Annotated in this window: 10 protein-coding genes and 2 pseudogenes; 9 read left to right on the top strand and 3 right to left on the bottom strand. The window is 66.9% G+C overall.

Annotated elements, in window-relative coordinates:
- Positions 1-826 precede the first annotated feature (826 nt).
- The 3 genes from FRCN3DRAFT_RS43420 to FRCN3DRAFT_RS0208665 all read left to right on the top strand — a co-directional run bounded on the left by FRCN3DRAFT_RS43420 (position 827) and on the right by FRCN3DRAFT_RS0208665 (position 3,253).
- Entirely contained in the window at positions 827-1,696 is an 870-nt protein-coding gene (locus FRCN3DRAFT_RS43420) for a helix-turn-helix domain-containing protein (protein WP_007512746.1), read from the top strand.
- Between the two features lie 81 nt (positions 1,697-1,777).
- Positions 1,778-2,020, top strand: coding sequence for a hypothetical protein (locus tag FRCN3DRAFT_RS43415; RefSeq protein WP_131803665.1), 243 nt, complete (start codon positions 1,778-1,780; stop codon positions 2,018-2,020).
- Between the two features lie 1,023 nt (positions 2,021-3,043).
- Complete coding sequence (locus FRCN3DRAFT_RS0208665; RefSeq protein ID WP_007512756.1) at positions 3,044-3,253, top strand: ribbon-helix-helix protein, CopG family; 210 nt, start codon at positions 3,044-3,046, stop codon at positions 3,251-3,253.
- A 48-nt stretch (positions 3,254-3,301) separates the two neighbouring features.
- Here the strand turns inward: FRCN3DRAFT_RS0208665 and FRCN3DRAFT_RS49320 are convergent, their stop codons facing one another.
- Positions 3,302-3,973, bottom strand: coding sequence for a Curculin domain protein (mannose-binding) lectin (locus tag FRCN3DRAFT_RS49320; RefSeq protein ID WP_007512757.1), 672 nt, complete (start codon positions 3,971-3,973; stop codon positions 3,302-3,304).
- A gap of 123 nt (positions 3,974-4,096) precedes the next feature.
- Between FRCN3DRAFT_RS49320 and FRCN3DRAFT_RS0208655 the strand changes: the two genes are divergently transcribed.
- From FRCN3DRAFT_RS0208655 to FRCN3DRAFT_RS53945, 5 genes are all read left to right on the top strand, one after another.
- Entirely contained in the window at positions 4,097-7,945 is a 3,849-nt protein-coding gene (locus FRCN3DRAFT_RS0208655; protein ID WP_035926982.1) for an nSTAND1 domain-containing NTPase, read from the top strand.
- Positions 7,946-8,383: 438 nt separating this feature from the next.
- Positions 8,384-8,803, top strand: coding sequence for a hypothetical protein (locus FRCN3DRAFT_RS0208650; RefSeq protein ID WP_007512759.1), 420 nt, complete (start codon positions 8,384-8,386; stop codon positions 8,801-8,803).
- Between the two features lie 2 nt (positions 8,804-8,805).
- Positions 8,806-10,680 carry a tetratricopeptide repeat protein gene (locus FRCN3DRAFT_RS43405; RefSeq protein ID WP_007512760.1) on the top strand — a complete coding sequence of 625 codons (1,875 nt, stop codon included), beginning with the start codon at positions 8,806-8,808 and terminating at the stop codon, positions 10,678-10,680.
- Positions 10,681-11,325: 645 nt separating this feature from the next.
- Positions 11,326-12,168 carry an IS5 family transposase gene (locus FRCN3DRAFT_RS0208640; RefSeq protein WP_007512761.1) on the top strand — a complete coding sequence of 281 codons (843 nt, stop codon included), beginning with the start codon at positions 11,326-11,328 and terminating at the stop codon, positions 12,166-12,168.
- A 174-nt stretch (positions 12,169-12,342) separates the two neighbouring features.
- Positions 12,343-14,568 (top strand): hypothetical protein, encoded by a 2,226-nt coding sequence (locus tag FRCN3DRAFT_RS53945; RefSeq protein ID WP_007512763.1) that lies wholly within the window; start codon positions 12,343-12,345, stop codon positions 14,566-14,568.
- An 85-nt stretch (positions 14,569-14,653) separates the two neighbouring features.
- On the opposite strand, the pseudogene FRCN3DRAFT_RS43400 reads toward FRCN3DRAFT_RS53945, so the two are convergent.
- Positions 14,654-15,722 (bottom strand): annotated as a pseudogene (locus FRCN3DRAFT_RS43400) (integrase core domain-containing protein).
- An 8-nt stretch (positions 15,723-15,730) separates the two neighbouring features.
- Complete coding sequence (locus tag FRCN3DRAFT_RS0208630) at positions 15,731-16,087, bottom strand: hypothetical protein (RefSeq protein WP_027140383.1); 357 nt, start codon at positions 16,085-16,087, stop codon at positions 15,731-15,733.
- Between the two features lie 480 nt (positions 16,088-16,567).
- Between FRCN3DRAFT_RS0208630 and FRCN3DRAFT_RS43395 the strand changes: the two are divergent.
- Positions 16,568-17,192: pseudogene (locus tag FRCN3DRAFT_RS43395) on the top strand (tyrosine-type recombinase/integrase); the annotation flags it as partial.

Here is a 17,192-nt window from a genome sequence, read left to right as displayed (position 1 = left end):
ACGCCTCCGAGGCCGGGCTGAGGCTGTTCGTCCTCAAGGATCTCGGTGACGGGAGGGTCATCGTCAGGTGTCGACACGGGGGTTCTCCAGGTACAGAGGGTAACCGAGCGGCATTGCTACGGTCACAAAGCAAAGATCATTTGATACCCGGTCGGTACAGCTCGGACGCATCCCGCTGATTCACCGAACCCGTTCGTATGCAATTGCATGCGGAAGGTACCCGCGGAGAGATCCCTGGATGGGAGTCATGCCGGCTGACCGGCTCCCGTCTCGCGGCCCGAACCGCTAGAAGAGAAGGTGGGAAGCACTGTACCGGTCCGGCTCCAGCTTGCGCGCTCGTGGGAACAGTTCGACCCTCCCGACCGTTCGGCGGGTACCGGAAGGGCGCGATCGGACACGATCACAGCACCACCCTTCCCTCGCCGGCCGCCACCTACCCGCACAACGCTAGCGTATGCATGTGGACCCGCCCACACGCTCCCGGGCGGGTTGAAGATGCAGAGTAGGGTCGCTCGATGCAAGGCGGAACGGGCGGTGCCCTAGCTGTGACGGAGGCCACTATCAGTAAAGAGCTGGTAGAGAGGCATCACTGCAGAGGGTACGCAGCACGATGCCGATAGCTTTCTGTATGCGCATACGATGCATACTGTTCCGCATCGCGGGTCACCACGGATGAGGGCGGTCACGGTGGACCCCGAGCTCTGGCTCACGCCGAGAAACCACTGGTCCCGAAACCCAGTTCCTCAGAGTGACACCTGTTTGGTCGCGGGCGCGCGTAGGGGACAGCGGCAGACAGAGGTGCGAACGTGGAGGCGGGACCGGCACGATGAGCGGTACGAGTGATGTTCCAACGGCGGCCCGCGCCGACGAGACCCGTCGGCTCGGTCTCGCGCTTGCCGCGCTGAGACGTAGGCAGAAGGTCACCGGCAAGCAGCTCGCGGACCGTCTCCCGATGAGCCAGTCCAAGATCTCCCGGATCGAGACCGGGGCCGTCATACCGACGCCCGAGGACGTAGAAGCGATCGTCCGCGCCCTCGACCAGGACGACGAGGTCGTCGCCAAGTTTCGCCGGCGGGCGGAGACACAGTTCGGACTCGGCTCCAGCACCGAGGAGCCGGTAGGCCACTTCCAGAGCGCCTACCAGGAGTACGAGCAACGCTCGACCGTGATCGAGTCATGGCAGCCGGACCTGGTCCCGGGTCTCCTCCAGACCAGCGGGTACGCCAGGGCGGTGTTCACCAGGTTCGCGGACCTGTTCGAGTACGACAACATGATCACTCTAGTTGATCAGGTTGCGCGTCGGCTGGAACGTCAGCGCGTCCTCTATGAGGAAAAGCGCTTCACCTTCGTGATCATGGAGACGGTTCTGCGGTACGCCATCGCGACGCCGATCGAGATGGCGACGCAGATCGAGCATCTCCAGAAGATGGCGGCCCGCCCCAACATTAATCTGGTGATCATCCCGGGCGAGGTCGATCCCTTCTACCCCCGGGGACACGGGTTTACGATCTTCGACGACGCGACGGCGCTCGTCGATATCGCGACTTCGGTGCACCGAACCCAGCGGCCGATCCACCTCGCGGCATACCGCAGGATGATCAGAAAGTTCGAGGAGCAGGCGACGCCAGACACGGACGCGCTGTTGCGGGAGTACCTGGATCGCCACATCAAACTACACAGAGTTTCACCCGAATAGCTACGTCTCGCAGCCTCATCGAGGATGATGGACGGGGCCCGGTCGGGGGGACAGGAACCCCGCTTCACCAAGGAGTTCTGTGTGGACGACGGCAGCGACGACCCTATCGCCACCACCTGCCCCTCTGGGGCAAACGACTGCCCGGCGGTTTTCCTATCGGCGAGGCCAGGTTACGTGGTCGTCCAGGGCTATACGGTCGACCACCCGAATTTGCCTGCCGGCGAGGCATGCGTGAGCGTTCCCGTTGAGCTCATCAGGGACGCCTACCACGCACTTGGGATTGACAGCACTAGTGAGAAGGTCACCGCCGGTTCCAGGTTCTAGCTACGGCCTCTGGAATTTGTGATCACGCTGGCGGGCCGACAGGAGAAGAGAGCGGATAAGCGCCGATCCGGCTTCCGGTGTTCGTGGGCGAAGAAACCGACGGTCGGCCCAGTCAACGCGAGGACCGGAACGAAGAACAGCCGGGACGGAGGCCCCAACCGCCTGTCCTCGACCCCGTCGACGCGACGAGTACCGCGGCCCCTGTCGTCACCGGAACGGCGCGGTGAACGAGCCAAACAGAAATACGTTAGATCTGTTTGGCCTGGATCGAGGGCTCATCCTGTAGACCCTTGGTAGCCGGGCGCCTTCGGAGGCCATGCCAGTACGGCGACCGTGGGAGGGCCGGGCCCGCCCAACGCGTCATCGCCGCGCCTACGTCACGGTCGACATCTCTGCGCGACGCGTCAGGTGTAGCCATGGCCTCTGGCCTGATCAAGATCTGGCAGCGCTCTACACGGCAACGGGCACCCTCACACCCACTGCCGATCACGACCCACGTGCAGTGCCGGTCGTCGAAGGTGCCGCATCAAGCGGCCGCCAGCCCCGCAGGTAGCCGGTCGCCGGCGGTGTGTCGCCACGCCGAATCCGCACGTCGGTGTGGCTCTACAGACCGAATGACACACTCCTGATACACCGATCGCCCACACTGCATGCGCATAGACGGCGGGGGAAAGGAGCGAAACAGACTCCAAAGATGTGGTAACGGTGGCGTAGCGCTGTGACACTCCGAGGCAGGGCGTGCTTGACTTAGGACCGCGACCAGGCGCCGATGACAGTCGCCTACGGTGACTAATCGTCACTTTCTGTGTTCGTATGTCTGATTGCGCTACGGGGAGGTGTGCCATGAGACAACTCCGCCCTCTCCCCAGCTTCCCGGATCGCGACGTTGCCACCGGCGCCCGTGCCGCCACGCGAGTGGCGAGGTGCGGAACGTCCGGCGTCGATCTATTCACGCCCCATGAGGGATTTGCGCCGAGATCCGGCGCTCCGTCAATCACTACCGAAGGGTGATAGGTCCATTCTATGCCTGACGCCACGCGGCTATCTGTAAATATCAATCAGGAATCGGCTGCCGCCCTTAAGGAGATCACGGAAAGGCGGGGAATCTCCAACACCGAGGCTATCCGGCGCGCCATTGCTATTTACAAGCTGATCGAAGAAGAGACCGCTAACGGCAACAAGATTCAGATCAAGGACGGCAAGACGGTTCGAGAGATCGTCATGCTTGCTTGATGTCCGCTTCTGCGGGCACGGTGTCTGCTGTGATGTGGGCCGACGCGGCTATCTGTTCTCCGGCCACGATCTGAGGATGGTCCCATCTACCCCGCAAAGGATGAGGACACCGTTGGCCTGGAGCACGAGGACCCCTCCGGGGTTGCCCGCGGTCTCGCTCTCCCAGTGCTTCCTGGCCTGCCCGTCACAGAGGACCAGGTTGCCGTCGCTGCGGAGCATGAGCTTCTCGGCAGGCCTACCCGCGGTGTCGCTGGCCCACAGCGCGCCCGAGCCTGAGGTCCGGCCGGGACGGTAGAGCACGAGATTCCCGTCCTCCCGCAGGGTCAGCCGGTGCTGCTCTGGGGAGTAGAGGCACTCGCGGACGGCAAGCGCCTGGCCTGGCTCAAGACGATGGAGCAGGCGGCTGGCCGCCGGGGTCGGCCAGAACTCGGCTCGGCCGCCCGTCACCGTGACAATGCCGCCTTCGAACTGTTGGATGACATCGGTCGAGACATCACGGAGGCGCTGCGGGCCGGCGAGCGGGAACCGGCACTTATCCCCGACCTTCTCGTCTCGGCCGACGAGATGCCAGCCGGCTCCGGTCACCGGGACCGCGTCGTACTCGTCGTAGTAGAGGATCGCGCCATTCTCGAAACGCTGCATCTGCCCGCGACCGAAGCGCTCATACAATTCCCGCTCCGGAGAGGTCGGGAAGCCAAGCTCACCGGTGGTTCCTTCCATGAGCTCGCACCGGGTCCATGGGCATCGTTCCTAGCTCGTGTCAGCGTTCGTCCAACACTGGACCTTCGACTGGCGATACGACGATGTGACGGTTTCTAGTACAGCCTGTGGCATTCTATGAGCATGGTCACGGGGGGAGACCGGCCGGATGCTGTCCGGACCGATGCCGCTGTCGATTTCTTCGTCTCGTACGCGATGCCGGACCTGGCGTGGGCGGAGTGGATCGGCTGGCAATTAGAGGCCGCCGGCTACCGGGTGCTGGTGCGGGCCTGGGACTTCACCGGCGGGTCGAACGTCGTCACCGAGACGCAGCGGGCGCTGTCGACGTCGGCGCGGATGATCGCGGTGCTGTCGTCGGCGTATCTGGTCTCGGCGATGGAGACCGCGCAGTGGCAGGCCATCTGGGCCGACGACCCGACCGGAGCGCAACGTCGACTGGTGGTGACGCGGGTCGAGGACTGCCCGAGACCGGGCCTGCTGCGCCCGCTGGTCGGGGTGGACCTTTTCGGCCTCGGCGACGACGCCGCCCGCGAGCGTCTGCTCGGTGTGGCTACGTCCGCCCGACAGAAGCCGACGACCCCGCCGCCGTTCCCCGCCAGCGCCGCACCCGACTATCCCGGCCTGCACGAGACCAGCGACGGAGAGCCGAGGCTCTCGCCGTTCCCGGGCCTGGCGGCCTTCGACGCGAACCGGGCCGGGGCCTTCCGCGGCCGGGAACCGGAGACCCGCCACCTGGCGGACCGGATGATCGCCCACGCCGACGCGGGCGGGTTGATGGCAGTGGTCGGCCCGTCAGGCTGTGGGAAATCCTCGCTCGTCGCCGCTGGCCTCACCCCGAGGCTGGCCGGCGAGGCCGACTGGCTGACCCTGCTGCCGATGACCCCTAGCGACCAGCCAGCGGCGGCGCTGGCGGTGGTGCTCGCCGATGCCGGCCGGCGCCATGGCCTGGACTGGGACGCCGAAACGTTGACCCGCCGGCTGGCTGACCCGGACGCTATCGGCCAGGTCATCGGCGAGTTGCTGGCCGCGGCCAACCCGGCCCGGTGGCTACTGCTGGTCATCGACCAGGCCGAGGAACTGCTCGTACGCACCAGCCCCGCCGACCGTGACCGGTTCCTGGCCCTGCTGGCCGTGACGATCCAGGCTCGGGTGCGGGTCGTGGCGACGCTGCGCTCCGAATACCTCGACCCACTCCTCGAAGCCGCCGCACCCACCGGGCTGTCGGTGGCGGTAGAACCGGTCCTACCGCTCTCGCGCGACCTGCTCCCGCTGGTGATCGCCGAACCGGCGCGGATGTCCGGGCTGCACATCGACGACGAGCTCGTCGCCCGCATGGTCACCGACACCGGCGACGGCCACGCCCTGCCCCTGCTCGCCTACACCCTCCAACGCCTGCACCTCACCGCCCAGGCCGCCGCCACCCACGTGCTCTCCGCCGGGCTGTACGAGCAGATCGGCGGCGTCCAACAGGCACTCATCGAACAAGCCGACGCCGCCCTCACCGACGCCACCACGACCACCGGCCGCAGCCAGCAGGACGTCCTGGCAGGACTGCTGGCACTGGTCACCGTCGACACCGACAACCGACCCATCCGCCGACGCATCCCGCTCGACCAGCTGCCCGACCTCACCCGGGCCCAGCTGCTCCCGTTCGTCAGCCGACGGCTGCTCGTCCTCGACGCCACCCCCGACGGACCCGTCACGGTGGAAGTCGCCCACGAACGACTGCTGACCGCATGGCCATCGCTCAACAAGGCGATCGCCACCAACGCCGAGCGGCTACGCCAACGCGCCCAGGCCGAAACCGCCGCCACCGACTGGCAACTGGCGGGCCGCCCAGCCGGCCAGCTGTGGGGATACAGCAGAGCCGACTCCACCCTCGACCTCCTGATCCCCGACGAGCTCACCCCCACAACCCGGCAGTTCCTGACCACCAGCCGCCGCCACGCCCGCCGGCGCATCACCACCGCCATCACCATCCTGATCGCCCTACTCCTGGCCGCCAGCAGCCTCGGGATCACCGCATACCTCCAGGCCAAGACCGCCGAAGACGGGCGGCGCACCGCGGTAGCCGACCAACTCCTCACCCTCGCCGACAACGCCCGCACCACGGACCCGGCACTGTCGCTGCGCCTGGCCGTCGCCGCTGACACCATCGCCCCCAAAAACCAGCAAGCGCGTGCCCGCAGCAATCTCCTCCAGACCCTTGCCGCCACCCCCCACCTACGCACCACCATCGCCAGCGACACGGCTACGGTCAGCTCGGTCAACTCAGTGATGTTCAGCCCAGATGGAATTCTCGCCGTCGGTAGTCAAGACGGCGCGGTTCGCCTGTGGGATGTCAATGACCCAGGCACACCACGGCGACCGGGTTCCAGGCCCTCGAACGACATCAGCGCCGGCAGCTCCCTAGCCTCAGTAGTGTTCGGCCCGGACGGCCTCCTCACCTCTGTAACTCAGAACGGCGAGGTGCGCCTGTGGGATATCAATGACCCAGGCGCACCGCAGCGACTCAGTGTGACGCCCTCACGCAGCCTCGGCTCGGTCAACTCAGCGGTGTCCGGCCCGGACGGGCTACTCGCTACAGGCGACGGCAGCGGAGTGCGGTTGTGGGATATCAGTGGTCGGGCCACGCCTCGCCCACTCGGGGCCTCCAACGGGACCGGCTCGGTCAACTCAGTCGTGTTCGGCCCGGACGGGCTCCTTGCCTCTGGCGGTTCCGATGGCACAGTCCGCCTGTGGGACATCAGCGACCGGACCACGCCTCGTGCACTCGGCGGCCCACTCACAGGTCACACCGGCCCGGTCTACTCAGTGGTGTTCGGCCCGGACGGGCTCCTTGCCTCTGGCGGTTCCGATGGCACAGTCCGCCTGTGGGACATCAGTGGCTGGGCAGCACCTCGTCCACTAGGGGCCACACCCGTCAGCGACACCGAGCAGCCAAACGCGCTGGCGTTGGGCCCGAACGGCCTTCTTGCAACAGGCGGCGACGGTGGGGTGAAGTTGTGGGACGTCAGCAGTCGGGGCGCGCCCCACCTGCTCGGCACCTCAGCCCCCACCGACTCCAGCCAGGTGCGCTCATTGGCATTCGGCCCGAACGGCCTTCTTGCAACAGGCGGCGACGGTGGGGTGAAGTTGTGGGACGTCAGCAGTCGGGGCGCGCCCCACCTGCTCGGCACCTCAGCCCCCACCGACTCCAGCCAGGTGCGCTCATTGGCATTCGGCCCGAACGGCCTTCTTGCGACAGGCGGCGACGGTGGGGTGAAGTTGTGGGACGTCAGCAGTCGGGGCGCGCCCCACCTGCTCGGCACCTCAGCCCCCACCGACTCCAGCGAGGCGCACTCGTTGGCATTCGGCCCGAACGGCCTTCTTGCGACAGGCGACCTCGGCATGGTCCGGTTGTGGGACGTCAGCGGCCGGGCCGCGCCCCACCTGCTCAGCTCCACGCCCCCCAGCTACACCTACATGATCAACCAGCTCAACGCGGTGGCGTTCAGCCCGAACGGCCTGCTCGCCTTCGGCGGATCCGACGGCGCGGTGCGCCTCTGGGACATCAGCAACCGGGAGGCGCCCCGCCCACTCGGCGATCCACTCACCGGCGCCACCGCCTCGGTCTACTCGCTGGCGTTCGGTCCGGACGGCATACTTGCCGTCGGCGCAAACGATGGCACGGTGCGCTTGTGGGACGTCAGTGACCGGGGAGCGCCCCGTCCACTTGGTGACCCGATCGCCAGCGTCACAAACTCGCGCACCTCGGTCAACTCAGTGGCGGTTGCCCCTGACGGCCTGCTTGCCGCCGGCGGAGACGACGGCACGGTGCGCATGTGGGATATCGGGGTGCTCCAGTACCTGCGGAACGCCGCAGTCCAGGTCGCCTGCCAACGCGCCGGCCGGGGCCTGGACAAACAGGAATGGACTCGCTACCTCGCCACCGAGCCGTACCGGAACACCTGTCCGGCCAGCGCTCAATAGCCAAATGTAATGTTCGATCTTGTCGGTATACGGTCCTCTGTCGACACCACCCGGCGACCGGCCTAGAGACCCCTCTCGGGGCGTTGACAACCCGCGTCGATATTCAATGTCGACAAACGTCCCAACCGGCCACTGCCGACGGCAAGCTGATCGGCTACGCGCGAGTCTCGATGGCGGACCAGAACCCGACCACCAGGTCGACGCCGATACGAAGGGCAGCCGGTTGTGACGGTGTCCCGCCGGAGGGACTCGACGACCGTCGGCGGGGCACCGTGGCTGTTCCTACTGTGTCGGTCCGGCAGTTCCTCGCCCCCTTGGCCAGATCCGGCGTGGCTGGTCCAATTGGCGGTGGTTGCCGGGGCGGCCGGTCTGGTGATCAGGTGGTGGGTTGGGCGCGTACGGTCATGGTCGACAAGGACGCGTCGCGGGGGGTTGGGGATGACGGGAATCGAGGTCGCGGTCGGGGTGCTGTTCGCCTGGGCGGTCCGTAAGGCGCGCCGGGTCGGCGCCCAGGCGGATGCCGAGGTAGACCGGGCGGTGGACGCTGGGATGGACCGGGTGCATGAGCTGGTCAGCCGGGCGCTGGGTGAGGATCCGGCGCTGGGAAGGCTGCAGGAGGAAGCCCAAGCTGGCGCCGTGGAGTTGTCGGAGCGGACCCAGCAGCGCGTGGCGCGGGCCGTCGAGGATGCCGCCGAGCGGGATCCCGGGTTCGCCGCCGCGCTGGATCAGGCGGTGCGCGACCTGCAGGCCGCCGCTGCCCGGGCAGGCGGGGCGACGGTCTCGGGGACCACGTTCTTCGGGCCGACCGCGATGCAGGTCGGTGACCACAATCAGCAGACGAACACCTTCGGTGGCTGAGCATGGCCGCCGCCTCGTCGTCCGAGAACCCTGACGACGAGAAGCCGGCCCACGTACCGGCGGAGGACACACCTGCGGCATCGGTCAGTGGGAGCTCCTTTACCGGCCCGACCGCCCTGCTGGTCGGCTCCGGTGTACAGAACAACACGTTCCTCATGGGTTCGTCGCAGGTGACTTGGCCACACCGGGTCGGGGTCGTGCCGCGACAGGCGGACTGCTTCCAGCATCGGGCACCAGTCGACCAGCTGGCGACTGCGGTCACTGCCGGCGAGACGGCGGTGGTGTGCCAGGTCCTGGCCGGGATGGGTGGGGTCGGGAAGACCCAGCTCGCCGCCCACTACGCCCACCAGATGTGGGACAGCCGGCAGGTGGATCTACTGGTCTGGATAACCGCGGGCAGCCGGGAGCAGATCCAGACCGGCTACACCATCACCGCTGTCGACGTGGCCGGCGCCGATCAGGGCGACCCGGCGGCCGCCGCCGAAAGGCTGCTTGCCTGGCTGGCCGAAACGGAGAAGCGGTGGCTGGTCGTGCTCGACGATCTCGCAGACCCCGCCGACCTCGCCGGCCTGTGGCCGCCCGACCGGCCGGGCGGTCGTGTTGTGGTCACCACCCGTCGCCGGGACGCGGCCCTGTTCGGCCCCGGCCGTCGCCGGGTCGACGTCGGTATTTTCACCGAGGCCGAGGCGGTGGCCTATCTGGCCGCCACGCTCGCCGCCCACGGCCGCGCCGAGCCAGTCGACCAGCTCGCCGCCTTGTCCGCCGACCTGGGCCATCTGCCGCTCGCCCTAGCCCAGGCTGCCGCCTACCTGCTCGATCTGGACCTCGACGCCCCGACCTACCGGGCCCGGTTGGCCGACCGCAGCCGAACCCTGACCGACCTAGCCCCCAGCGCTCTGCCCGATGACCAACCGGCGCCGGTCGCGGCCGTCTGGTCGTTGTCGATCGACCGCGCCCACCAGCAACGCCCTGTCGGCCTGGCCCGGCCCCTGCTCGAGTCCGCCGCCCTGCTCGACCCCAACGGCATCCCCGAAATCGTCCTCACCAGCCCACCAGCGCTGAGATACCTGGCCAGCCGCCGGCCGGTTCCCGAAAAGCGTCGCCGACGTTGGCGACGCTCGCGTCTGTCCCCAGTCAGCGCGAACGATGCCCGCGACGCGCTGCGGGTCCTGCACCGACTCAGCCTGATTGACCACAACCCCACCAGCCCAGCCCAGACCGTGCGGATCCATCAGCTGCTGCAACGTGCCGTCCGCGAAACCTTGCCGCCCGACGGGCAGCACGCCGCGGGCCGGGCCGCGGCCGACGCACTGATGGCCGTCTGGCCCGAGGTCGAACGCGACACCACCCTCGCCCAGACCCTGCGTACCAACACCGACACCCTGCACACCACTGCCCCCGACCCGCTCTGGCAGCCCGACACCCACCGGGTTCTGTTCCGCGCCGCCAGCAGCCTGGGCAACGCCGGCTTGGCCACCGCCGCCATCGACCGCTACCACCACCTCGCCGACACCGCCCACCACCGTTTCGGCCCCGACCACCCGGACACCCTGACCACCCGGCACAACCTCGCCTACTGGCAAGGGGAGGCGGGGGATGCGGCCGGGGCGGCCACCGCCTTCGAACAGCTGCTCACCGACCACCTGCGGGTCTTCGGCCCCGACCACCCGAACACCCTGACCGCCCGGCACAACCTGGCCTACTGGCAAGGGGAGGCGGGGGATGCGGCCGGGGCGGCCACCGCCTTCGAACAGCTCCTCACCGACCGGCTGCGGGTCCTTGGCCCCGACCACCCGAACACCCTGACCACCCGGAACAACCTCGCCTACTGGCGGGGGCAGGCGAGAGCCAACGTGTCCGGTAACGAACGTTCGTGACACACGAAGATCCGAAGGATGTTGCCGCAGGTCGGCCGTGTAACGCGAGCCATGTACGCGCCTATGTCACGTGCAGGCCCGATTGCGAGACACAGCACGGATCGGTCCGATCATGACCGCGACATAGTAATCGAAGGATTGCCCGGTCCCCGGGTTGTCCGCGATGACGTCCGCAGGGCTCTGTGCGGCTGCCCGAGCGGGACGGTTGGCAGCATGGCGGCGCTGGTGGTCACGAGATGGTTCGGTGCGGCCAACTGCGCGCGCACTGGAGTGTGACCAGGTGGCCGGTGGCGCCGTCGGGGTCTGTGGCGAGGTCGCGGGCCAGCGTCCCGCCACCACCCGAGGCGCGCTGCTGTCGTCTGGCGTCGGCGCGACTACCCAGAAAGAGTGGGCCCGCCGGTCAGCCGGCGGGCCCACATCAGCCTTACCCCTTGATCACGCCACGGAACGCCCGCACGGCGACGGCGACGTCGCGCAGCCCAGCGGTGCTGCCGCTGCGCACAACGACGAACGCGCACAGCGCGAGGTAGGAGACGAAGCAGACGACGGGTAACCCCCGCCATCACGAGCGCCATAGAGGAGGTCTGAGAAGGGTCAGAGTGGGTAGCTCGACGGTGTCCGGAGCCTCGGTACAGGAGGCTGGCGATGGTCGAGCGACGGCGGTATCCGACCGACCTCTCCGATGCCGAATGGGAGTTGATCGCTCCGCTGATTTCCGGTCCCAAGCCCGGGGGTCGGCCGCCGGCGCATGAGCGCCGGGAGATCGTGAACGGGTTGGCCTATTGGATACGGGCGGGGTGTGCCTGGCGGTTGTTGCCGCATGACCTGCCGCCGTGGCAGACGGTCTACCACTACTGGCGGTGCTGGCGGATCGAGGGCCGCTGGGAGCAGATCCTGGCCCGGCTGCGGGAACGCGACCGGGTCGGTGGCGGCCGGGACCCGACCCCCGGGGCGGGCGTCGTGGACAGTCAGAGCGTGCGCGCCACTGACCGGGGCGGGCTGCACGGCTACGACGGCGGCAAGAAAGTCCCTGGTATCAAGCGCCATCTGCTCGTCGACACTGGCGGGACCGTGCTGGTGGCCTGCGTCAGCCCGGCCAACGTGGACGACCGCGAGGCGGCGATGGTGGTCCTGTCCCGGGCCCGGGACCTCTTCACCCGGCTACGGCGTGTGTGGGCTGATCAGGGCTACCGCGGCCAGCAGTTCTGCGACTGGGCCGAAGACGCGGTCGGCGTCGACGTCCAGATCGTCTCCCGCCGCGACGGCGGATTCCGCCATACCTGGGCCCCGGTCGGGGCACCTCCGCGACAGGTGCCGGCGTTCGCGGTGGTGCCGTGCCGGTGGGTGATTGAGCGGACGTTCGCCTGGCTGGGGAAGTACCGCCGCCTGTCCAAGGACTACGAGTACCTGACCGCCACCGCCGAGAACGCCATTTATCTCGCGATGAGCATGATCCTGCTCCACCGGCTCACCGGCGCGCCGCTGTGACCCTTCTCAGACATCCTCTAGCCGTGGTAAATGGGACCAGACTCGACCTCAGCAGCGTGTCGCGAAGGCCAATAGGGGTGCGCCCTTTACCCTGGTGACTGTGGGCCTTCCGGACGCGAAGGCTCCAGCGCCAGCTATCTTTCGCGACGGCTGTCTGGAGGATCTAGATAAGCCATGGAGCCGCAGGATGTAACTGACGGTCTACATCGGGACGATCCGACGATCCCTGCCGTAAACGGTGCGAAGGGCAGGCGTATGTCAGGATTGCAGGTAACTGGAAATGTTATTCTTGTTGAAGACAGCAGACGTGCAGAAAATGTTGTCATAGCTCAAGTCGCAGGCGATGCAACCACTTTCTCGGCGGTGGCCAACTGGGGCGACGGAACCACCGACACTGAGGCTAAGGTTGTCTCCACTGGGGTAAGAAGCTTCGTGGTGGTCGGCAGCCACCACTTCGATGAACCGGGTGACTTCGTTGTCACCATCCGGCTTAGCAACAACGATCTCACCACGTACGTTGCGACCGCAAGCGCGCTCGTCGGTTCCTCCCGTCTTAGGTTTGCCTGCCGCGCCTTCCGGCGACTTGTCGGCCGGCCAGCCCGGAACCGAGAGCTCGATGAGATTGCGGGCGAGACGAACGACGCCGTCCTCAACTCGATCGTGGCGACCAAATATTTCAGAGAACGCATTGTTCGCGATGTCTACGGACGGCTACTCGCTAAGGTGCCCGATCAGGCTGAATTGGAGCAGGGCATTGAGATCGTAGCGGCGGCAGGGACAGCGGCTCTAACCGCACAGCTTGCAACCTCCGACGAGTACTTCGACCGGAGAGGCTATGCTCGGCCAGCCGGTGTTGTAAACGCGTTTTATACAGATCTACTGGGACGGTCGCCAACCTCCGAGGAGAGCGCAAACGCCCTAACCGCGGCCGCTGAGCCCGCCCAGCGCGCCGAACTAGTCGCACGACTTCTGCGTTCTCCGGACGCGGGCGCACAGGCGGCACAACTGGCGGTACGCGCTTATGCTGGCCGCGCCCCTTCCCCGCAGGAGATCGCCGATTGGCTGACTAACGGACGAGTCTGGCCCGAGGCCATTGCAGTTGCTCTGGGCAGGGTGATGCCAGAGTCGTTCCCCGGAGACCCCGATGGCATCCCGGACGGCGCCGTCGCGGACCTTGCTATACAGGCCGGTTTCGAACTCCCCGATGAGGTTGTTCAGGGTCTTGTATCCTTTGTCGGTCGTTTGGTTTCCGACCTATTCCCCGGGCTACCTCTACGGGTGGAGAGCCTGGTCGGGCAGGGTCAGACTCTTGTTGCTGCGTGGATAGCACCACCGAGCGACGACTCAATCCGGGCGTGGATGACACGAACATCCGGAGATGGCAAAATCATCGCCGGCGCCGAGACATTCGGCTTTTTCGCTTCACTCGCATTCTTGAAAAAAGGAGCACAGCAAGTATTTGAGGGATTTCCGAAGCGACTTGACACCAATGGTGTTCCGAATCCTGACGGGGATGTGTCGCTCACTGGAATCGATGTCGAGTTGGATGCTGCCCATCAGGCTGTTGTAACTCATGTATCAGGGGTGTATCTGATCCCCGTATTCGGCGCCACCTATGGGGTTCGGTTTACAGATCACATTCGCGATCAGTTTGGTGCCGAAACCAGGATGAGCCGCGACTGCGCCGGAACGATGTCAACCAGAATACGGATCGAGGAAAGTAACTCGCGCGATTGGAACGGCGAAGATTGGGCTGGGGCGGCCTTCCTGGGTGCCGTGTTCTTTGTGCCTGGGGGCATTGAAATTGCGACCAACGTTATCTCTGCTTACACATCCCATGGTGGCGGTGGCGGTGGCGACGGTGACGTAAGTGGGAGTGGCCTCGGAGCAGTGTTCGCCGACCGCCTGCCGCGCTCGCTACTGTTTAACGGACTCAAATTGGTCCTCAACTACTCTAATAGCGAGGTTGGTGGCTCCGGCCTCACTCTGCGAGGAACGCACGGCTTGGCTGCACCAGTACCCTCAATCAGCATTGACGGCCCTACCTTCATCCCGTTCTTCCTCGGCGGACCTGGGATGGTCAGGGTGACCTACTCGCTACATATGCCTCTCTGCGACGTCCCCGGTGGGCTTTCTGTCATCTGGAGGCTGGGGAACGATGTTACTGGCAGGACCAATACGGATTCGCCGGAAGTTGCCGTCAATATTCCCGCGCCAGGTATCCGGGTTGGTTCAACCGGAAGACGTACACTGACCGCGTCGGTCGAGGATAAGAACCGAACGGTTGCGACTGCGACGCTCGATATCCATACGCAGCTCCAGCCTCGTCAACCGCTGCCGCCGCGACCTCCTGGATACCTGGGAGCATGGCCGCCGCCCGGCCTCTGGCCTCCAAAGTGAGGTATGCCAACTTCGGGAGGTCAGGTTCGTCTTCCAATCACGGTGTGGGGTGCCGGAAGTGCGCCACCGGGGTTGACCTGGGTCTTTAGGCGGCCCGTTCGTATTCGTTGATCAGTCCGCCGAGGACAGGTCGGCGCCTGATCCTTTCCGCCGTGAGGTCGGCGATGGGATGGTCGGGTCGAGGCGGTTGAAGCTCGAGGGCACGGTGGGGGCGTCGTCCGTTGTAGTGGCGCGCGTACTCGGTCAGGACGGTTCGTAGGTGCCGTTCGCTGGTGATCATCATGCGGTCGGTGACCTCGGCGCGGACGGTACGGACGAACCGTTCCGCGTAGGCGTTCGCGCGGGGAGCCTGAGGCGGGATCTTGACCGCGGTGATGCCGGCGTCGGCGAGGACCGCGTCGAACGAGGCGGTGAACTGTCCGGCGCGGTCGCGGACCAGGAACCGGAAGTCGGCCGCCCGGTGCCCGAGGTCCATAAGGAGGTTACGGATCTGCTGGGTGGTCCAACGGCCCATCCGGATACGCGGTGACTCCGAGGAGGTGAACGTAGCGGGTACCGACTTCCATGGCAAACAAGCAGTACAGGCGCCGCAGCGTCACGGCGCAGTCCACGTGGAAGAAGTCAACGGCCAGCATGGTCGAGGCCTGGGCGTGCAGGAACTGTCGCCAGGTCGAGTCGGTCTGCCGCCGCGGTGCTGGGGGCAGCCCGAGGGACTTCAGGACGCGGCGGATCGTGGACGCGCCGACTCGATGGCCGAGCTTGCGCAGCTCGCCCTGGATCCTCTTGTATCCCCACGTCGGGTTCTCGGTGGCGAGCTGTTCGATCAGCGCAGTGATCTCCGCGCTGATCGGCGGTCGTCCGGTCCGGCGGTGATAGGTCCACTTCCTGGCGACCAGGCGGCGGTGCCACCGCAGGACGGTGCCGGGAGTGACCAGCCGGTGCATCCGTAGCCGTCTCGGCAGCCGTCGGATCAGAGCGGCGAGTACGGCCCGGTCCGCCCAGTCCCATCGAGGACGCGACTGGGTGCGGCGCAGCACCGCGACCTCGTGCCGCAGCACGAGCAGCTCGATGTCTTTCGATGCTGACGATCGACCGAGCAGGACGAGCCAGCCACACACCCTGGCGAAGATCAGGTAGAGCAGGCGTACGGACATGTTGACCATCATGCCGGCGGCGGGTCCGTGGCATCGTCCCAGCTCACAGGCCCAGGCCGACTTTCCGCACCCCACAGGCCACGCGCGCCCGCCGCCAGGCCGCGCTCACCGCGTTCTTCGCCTGGGCGGTGCGCCACGACCTCATCGAGGCCACCCCCATGACCCGCCTCGACCGGATCACCGTGCCGGCCCGACAGCCCCGCGGCGTCGACCCGGCCCGCGTCGAGCACGTCCTGGCCGCCATCCCCGCCAGCCGGCTCCGCGACCGGGTCCTGTTCAGCCTGATCGCCACCACCGGGTTGCGCGCGTCCGAGGCTCTCGGCGCCTACGTCGAGGATCTCGAGCTCGACCGGGACAACGAGCACCTACCGTCACCGCCAAGGGCGGCCGCCGCCGCACCGTCCTGCTCGACGACCCCGCCCTGCTGGCCCTGCTGCGCCGTTACCTGCGGACCACCGGCTACATCCGTGGCCCGCTGTTCCGCGCGTCCAAGAACAGCGTCGGGGGCCGCTGCGCTACGCCACCGCCGAAGAAGCCTGGACCAACTACTGCGCCACCGCCAGCGAGAAGATCAGCCTGCACCAGCTGCGGCACACCCACGCCACCGAGCTCGAACTAGGCAATGTTGCATCTGATGCAACATTCGGCAGTTTCTGTGATCGCCCGCGAGCGGGAGTTTCTGTGCCAGTGGGGTTTCTTCGCGCGGGCTGACGACATGGGCGACATGCCGTCTGACCTGCTGTGATCACTCCTTCGATGCATTCGATGACAGATTGCGGCGTCTGGTGACGTTGCGTTCGGTGCCGCGATGTGGCGGCTGGCGCAACGCGTAGGGAGACGCTGATATGCGGTCGAGGACCGCGGGCACGGCGGCGCTGGCGCTCGTGGACGGCGCGACGCCGCTGCGGGCGGAGCCGGTGCTGTTCGACGAGATGCTGGCAGGTTTCCGCCGCCAGCAGGTCAGCCGCCGGCTGAGCTCGTCGCTGATCGACGGCCGGGAACGGGTGGTGCGCCGTTTCCAGGCGGCCAGCGGCAGCTGGCCGTGGACGTGGACGCCGGCGCAGCTGGAGGGCTGGGTCGCCGCCGGTGGCTGGGCGCACTCGACGGTGCGCAACTACCAGGGCGCGGTCGGAATGTTCTGTGACTACGCGTGCGACCCGCGGTATGGCTGGGTCGCCGAGTGCGAGCAGCGGGTCGGCCTGGCGCCGAGCCGGATCTGCCACGACGAGAACATGGCGACGCACGTCGCCGACCACGAGGGCCGCCCGGAGCGGCGGCCGCTGACGCGCGCCGAGCTGCAGGCGTTCTTCGACGCGGCCGACGACTGGGTCGAGCAGTTGGCGGGCAGCCGGCGCAAGGGCTGGCTGCAGGCGTTCCGCGACGCGGCGATGTTCAAGGTGATCTACGGCTGGGGGCTGCGCCGGGCGGAGGCGGTCCATCTTGACCTCGCCGACTTCTCGACGAACCCGG

It is taken from the genome of Pseudofrankia saprophytica, from assembly GCF_000235425.2.
Taxonomy (GTDB): Bacteria; Actinomycetota; Actinomycetes; order Frankiales; family Frankiaceae; genus Pseudofrankia; species Pseudofrankia saprophytica.
This window is presented reverse-complemented; position numbering and strand designations above follow the sequence as displayed.

What these genes read in the sequence shown, in the direction of transcription:
- FRCN3DRAFT_RS43420 (WP_007512746.1), top strand. Translation starts at nt 827, where the DNA reads ATGAGCGGTACGAGTGATGTTCCAACGGCGGCCCGCGCCGACGAGACC.
- FRCN3DRAFT_RS0208665 (WP_007512756.1), top strand. Translation starts at nt 3,044, where the DNA reads ATGCCTGACGCCACGCGGCTATCTGTAAATATCAATCAGGAATCGGCT.
- FRCN3DRAFT_RS49320 (WP_007512757.1), bottom strand. Translation starts at nt 3,973, where the DNA reads ATGGAAGGAACCACCGGTGAGCTTGGCTTCCCGACCTCTCCGGAGCGG.
- FRCN3DRAFT_RS0208655 (WP_035926982.1), top strand. Translation starts at nt 4,097, where the DNA reads ATGGTCACGGGGGGAGACCGGCCGGATGCTGTCCGGACCGATGCCGCT.
- FRCN3DRAFT_RS0208650 (WP_007512759.1), top strand. Translation starts at nt 8,384, where the DNA reads ATGACGGGAATCGAGGTCGCGGTCGGGGTGCTGTTCGCCTGGGCGGTC.
- FRCN3DRAFT_RS43405 (WP_007512760.1), top strand. Translation starts at nt 8,806, where the DNA reads ATGGCCGCCGCCTCGTCGTCCGAGAACCCTGACGACGAGAAGCCGGCC.
- FRCN3DRAFT_RS0208640 (WP_007512761.1), top strand. Translation starts at nt 11,326, where the DNA reads ATGGTCGAGCGACGGCGGTATCCGACCGACCTCTCCGATGCCGAATGG.
- FRCN3DRAFT_RS53945 (WP_007512763.1), top strand. Translation starts at nt 12,343, where the DNA reads ATGGAGCCGCAGGATGTAACTGACGGTCTACATCGGGACGATCCGACG.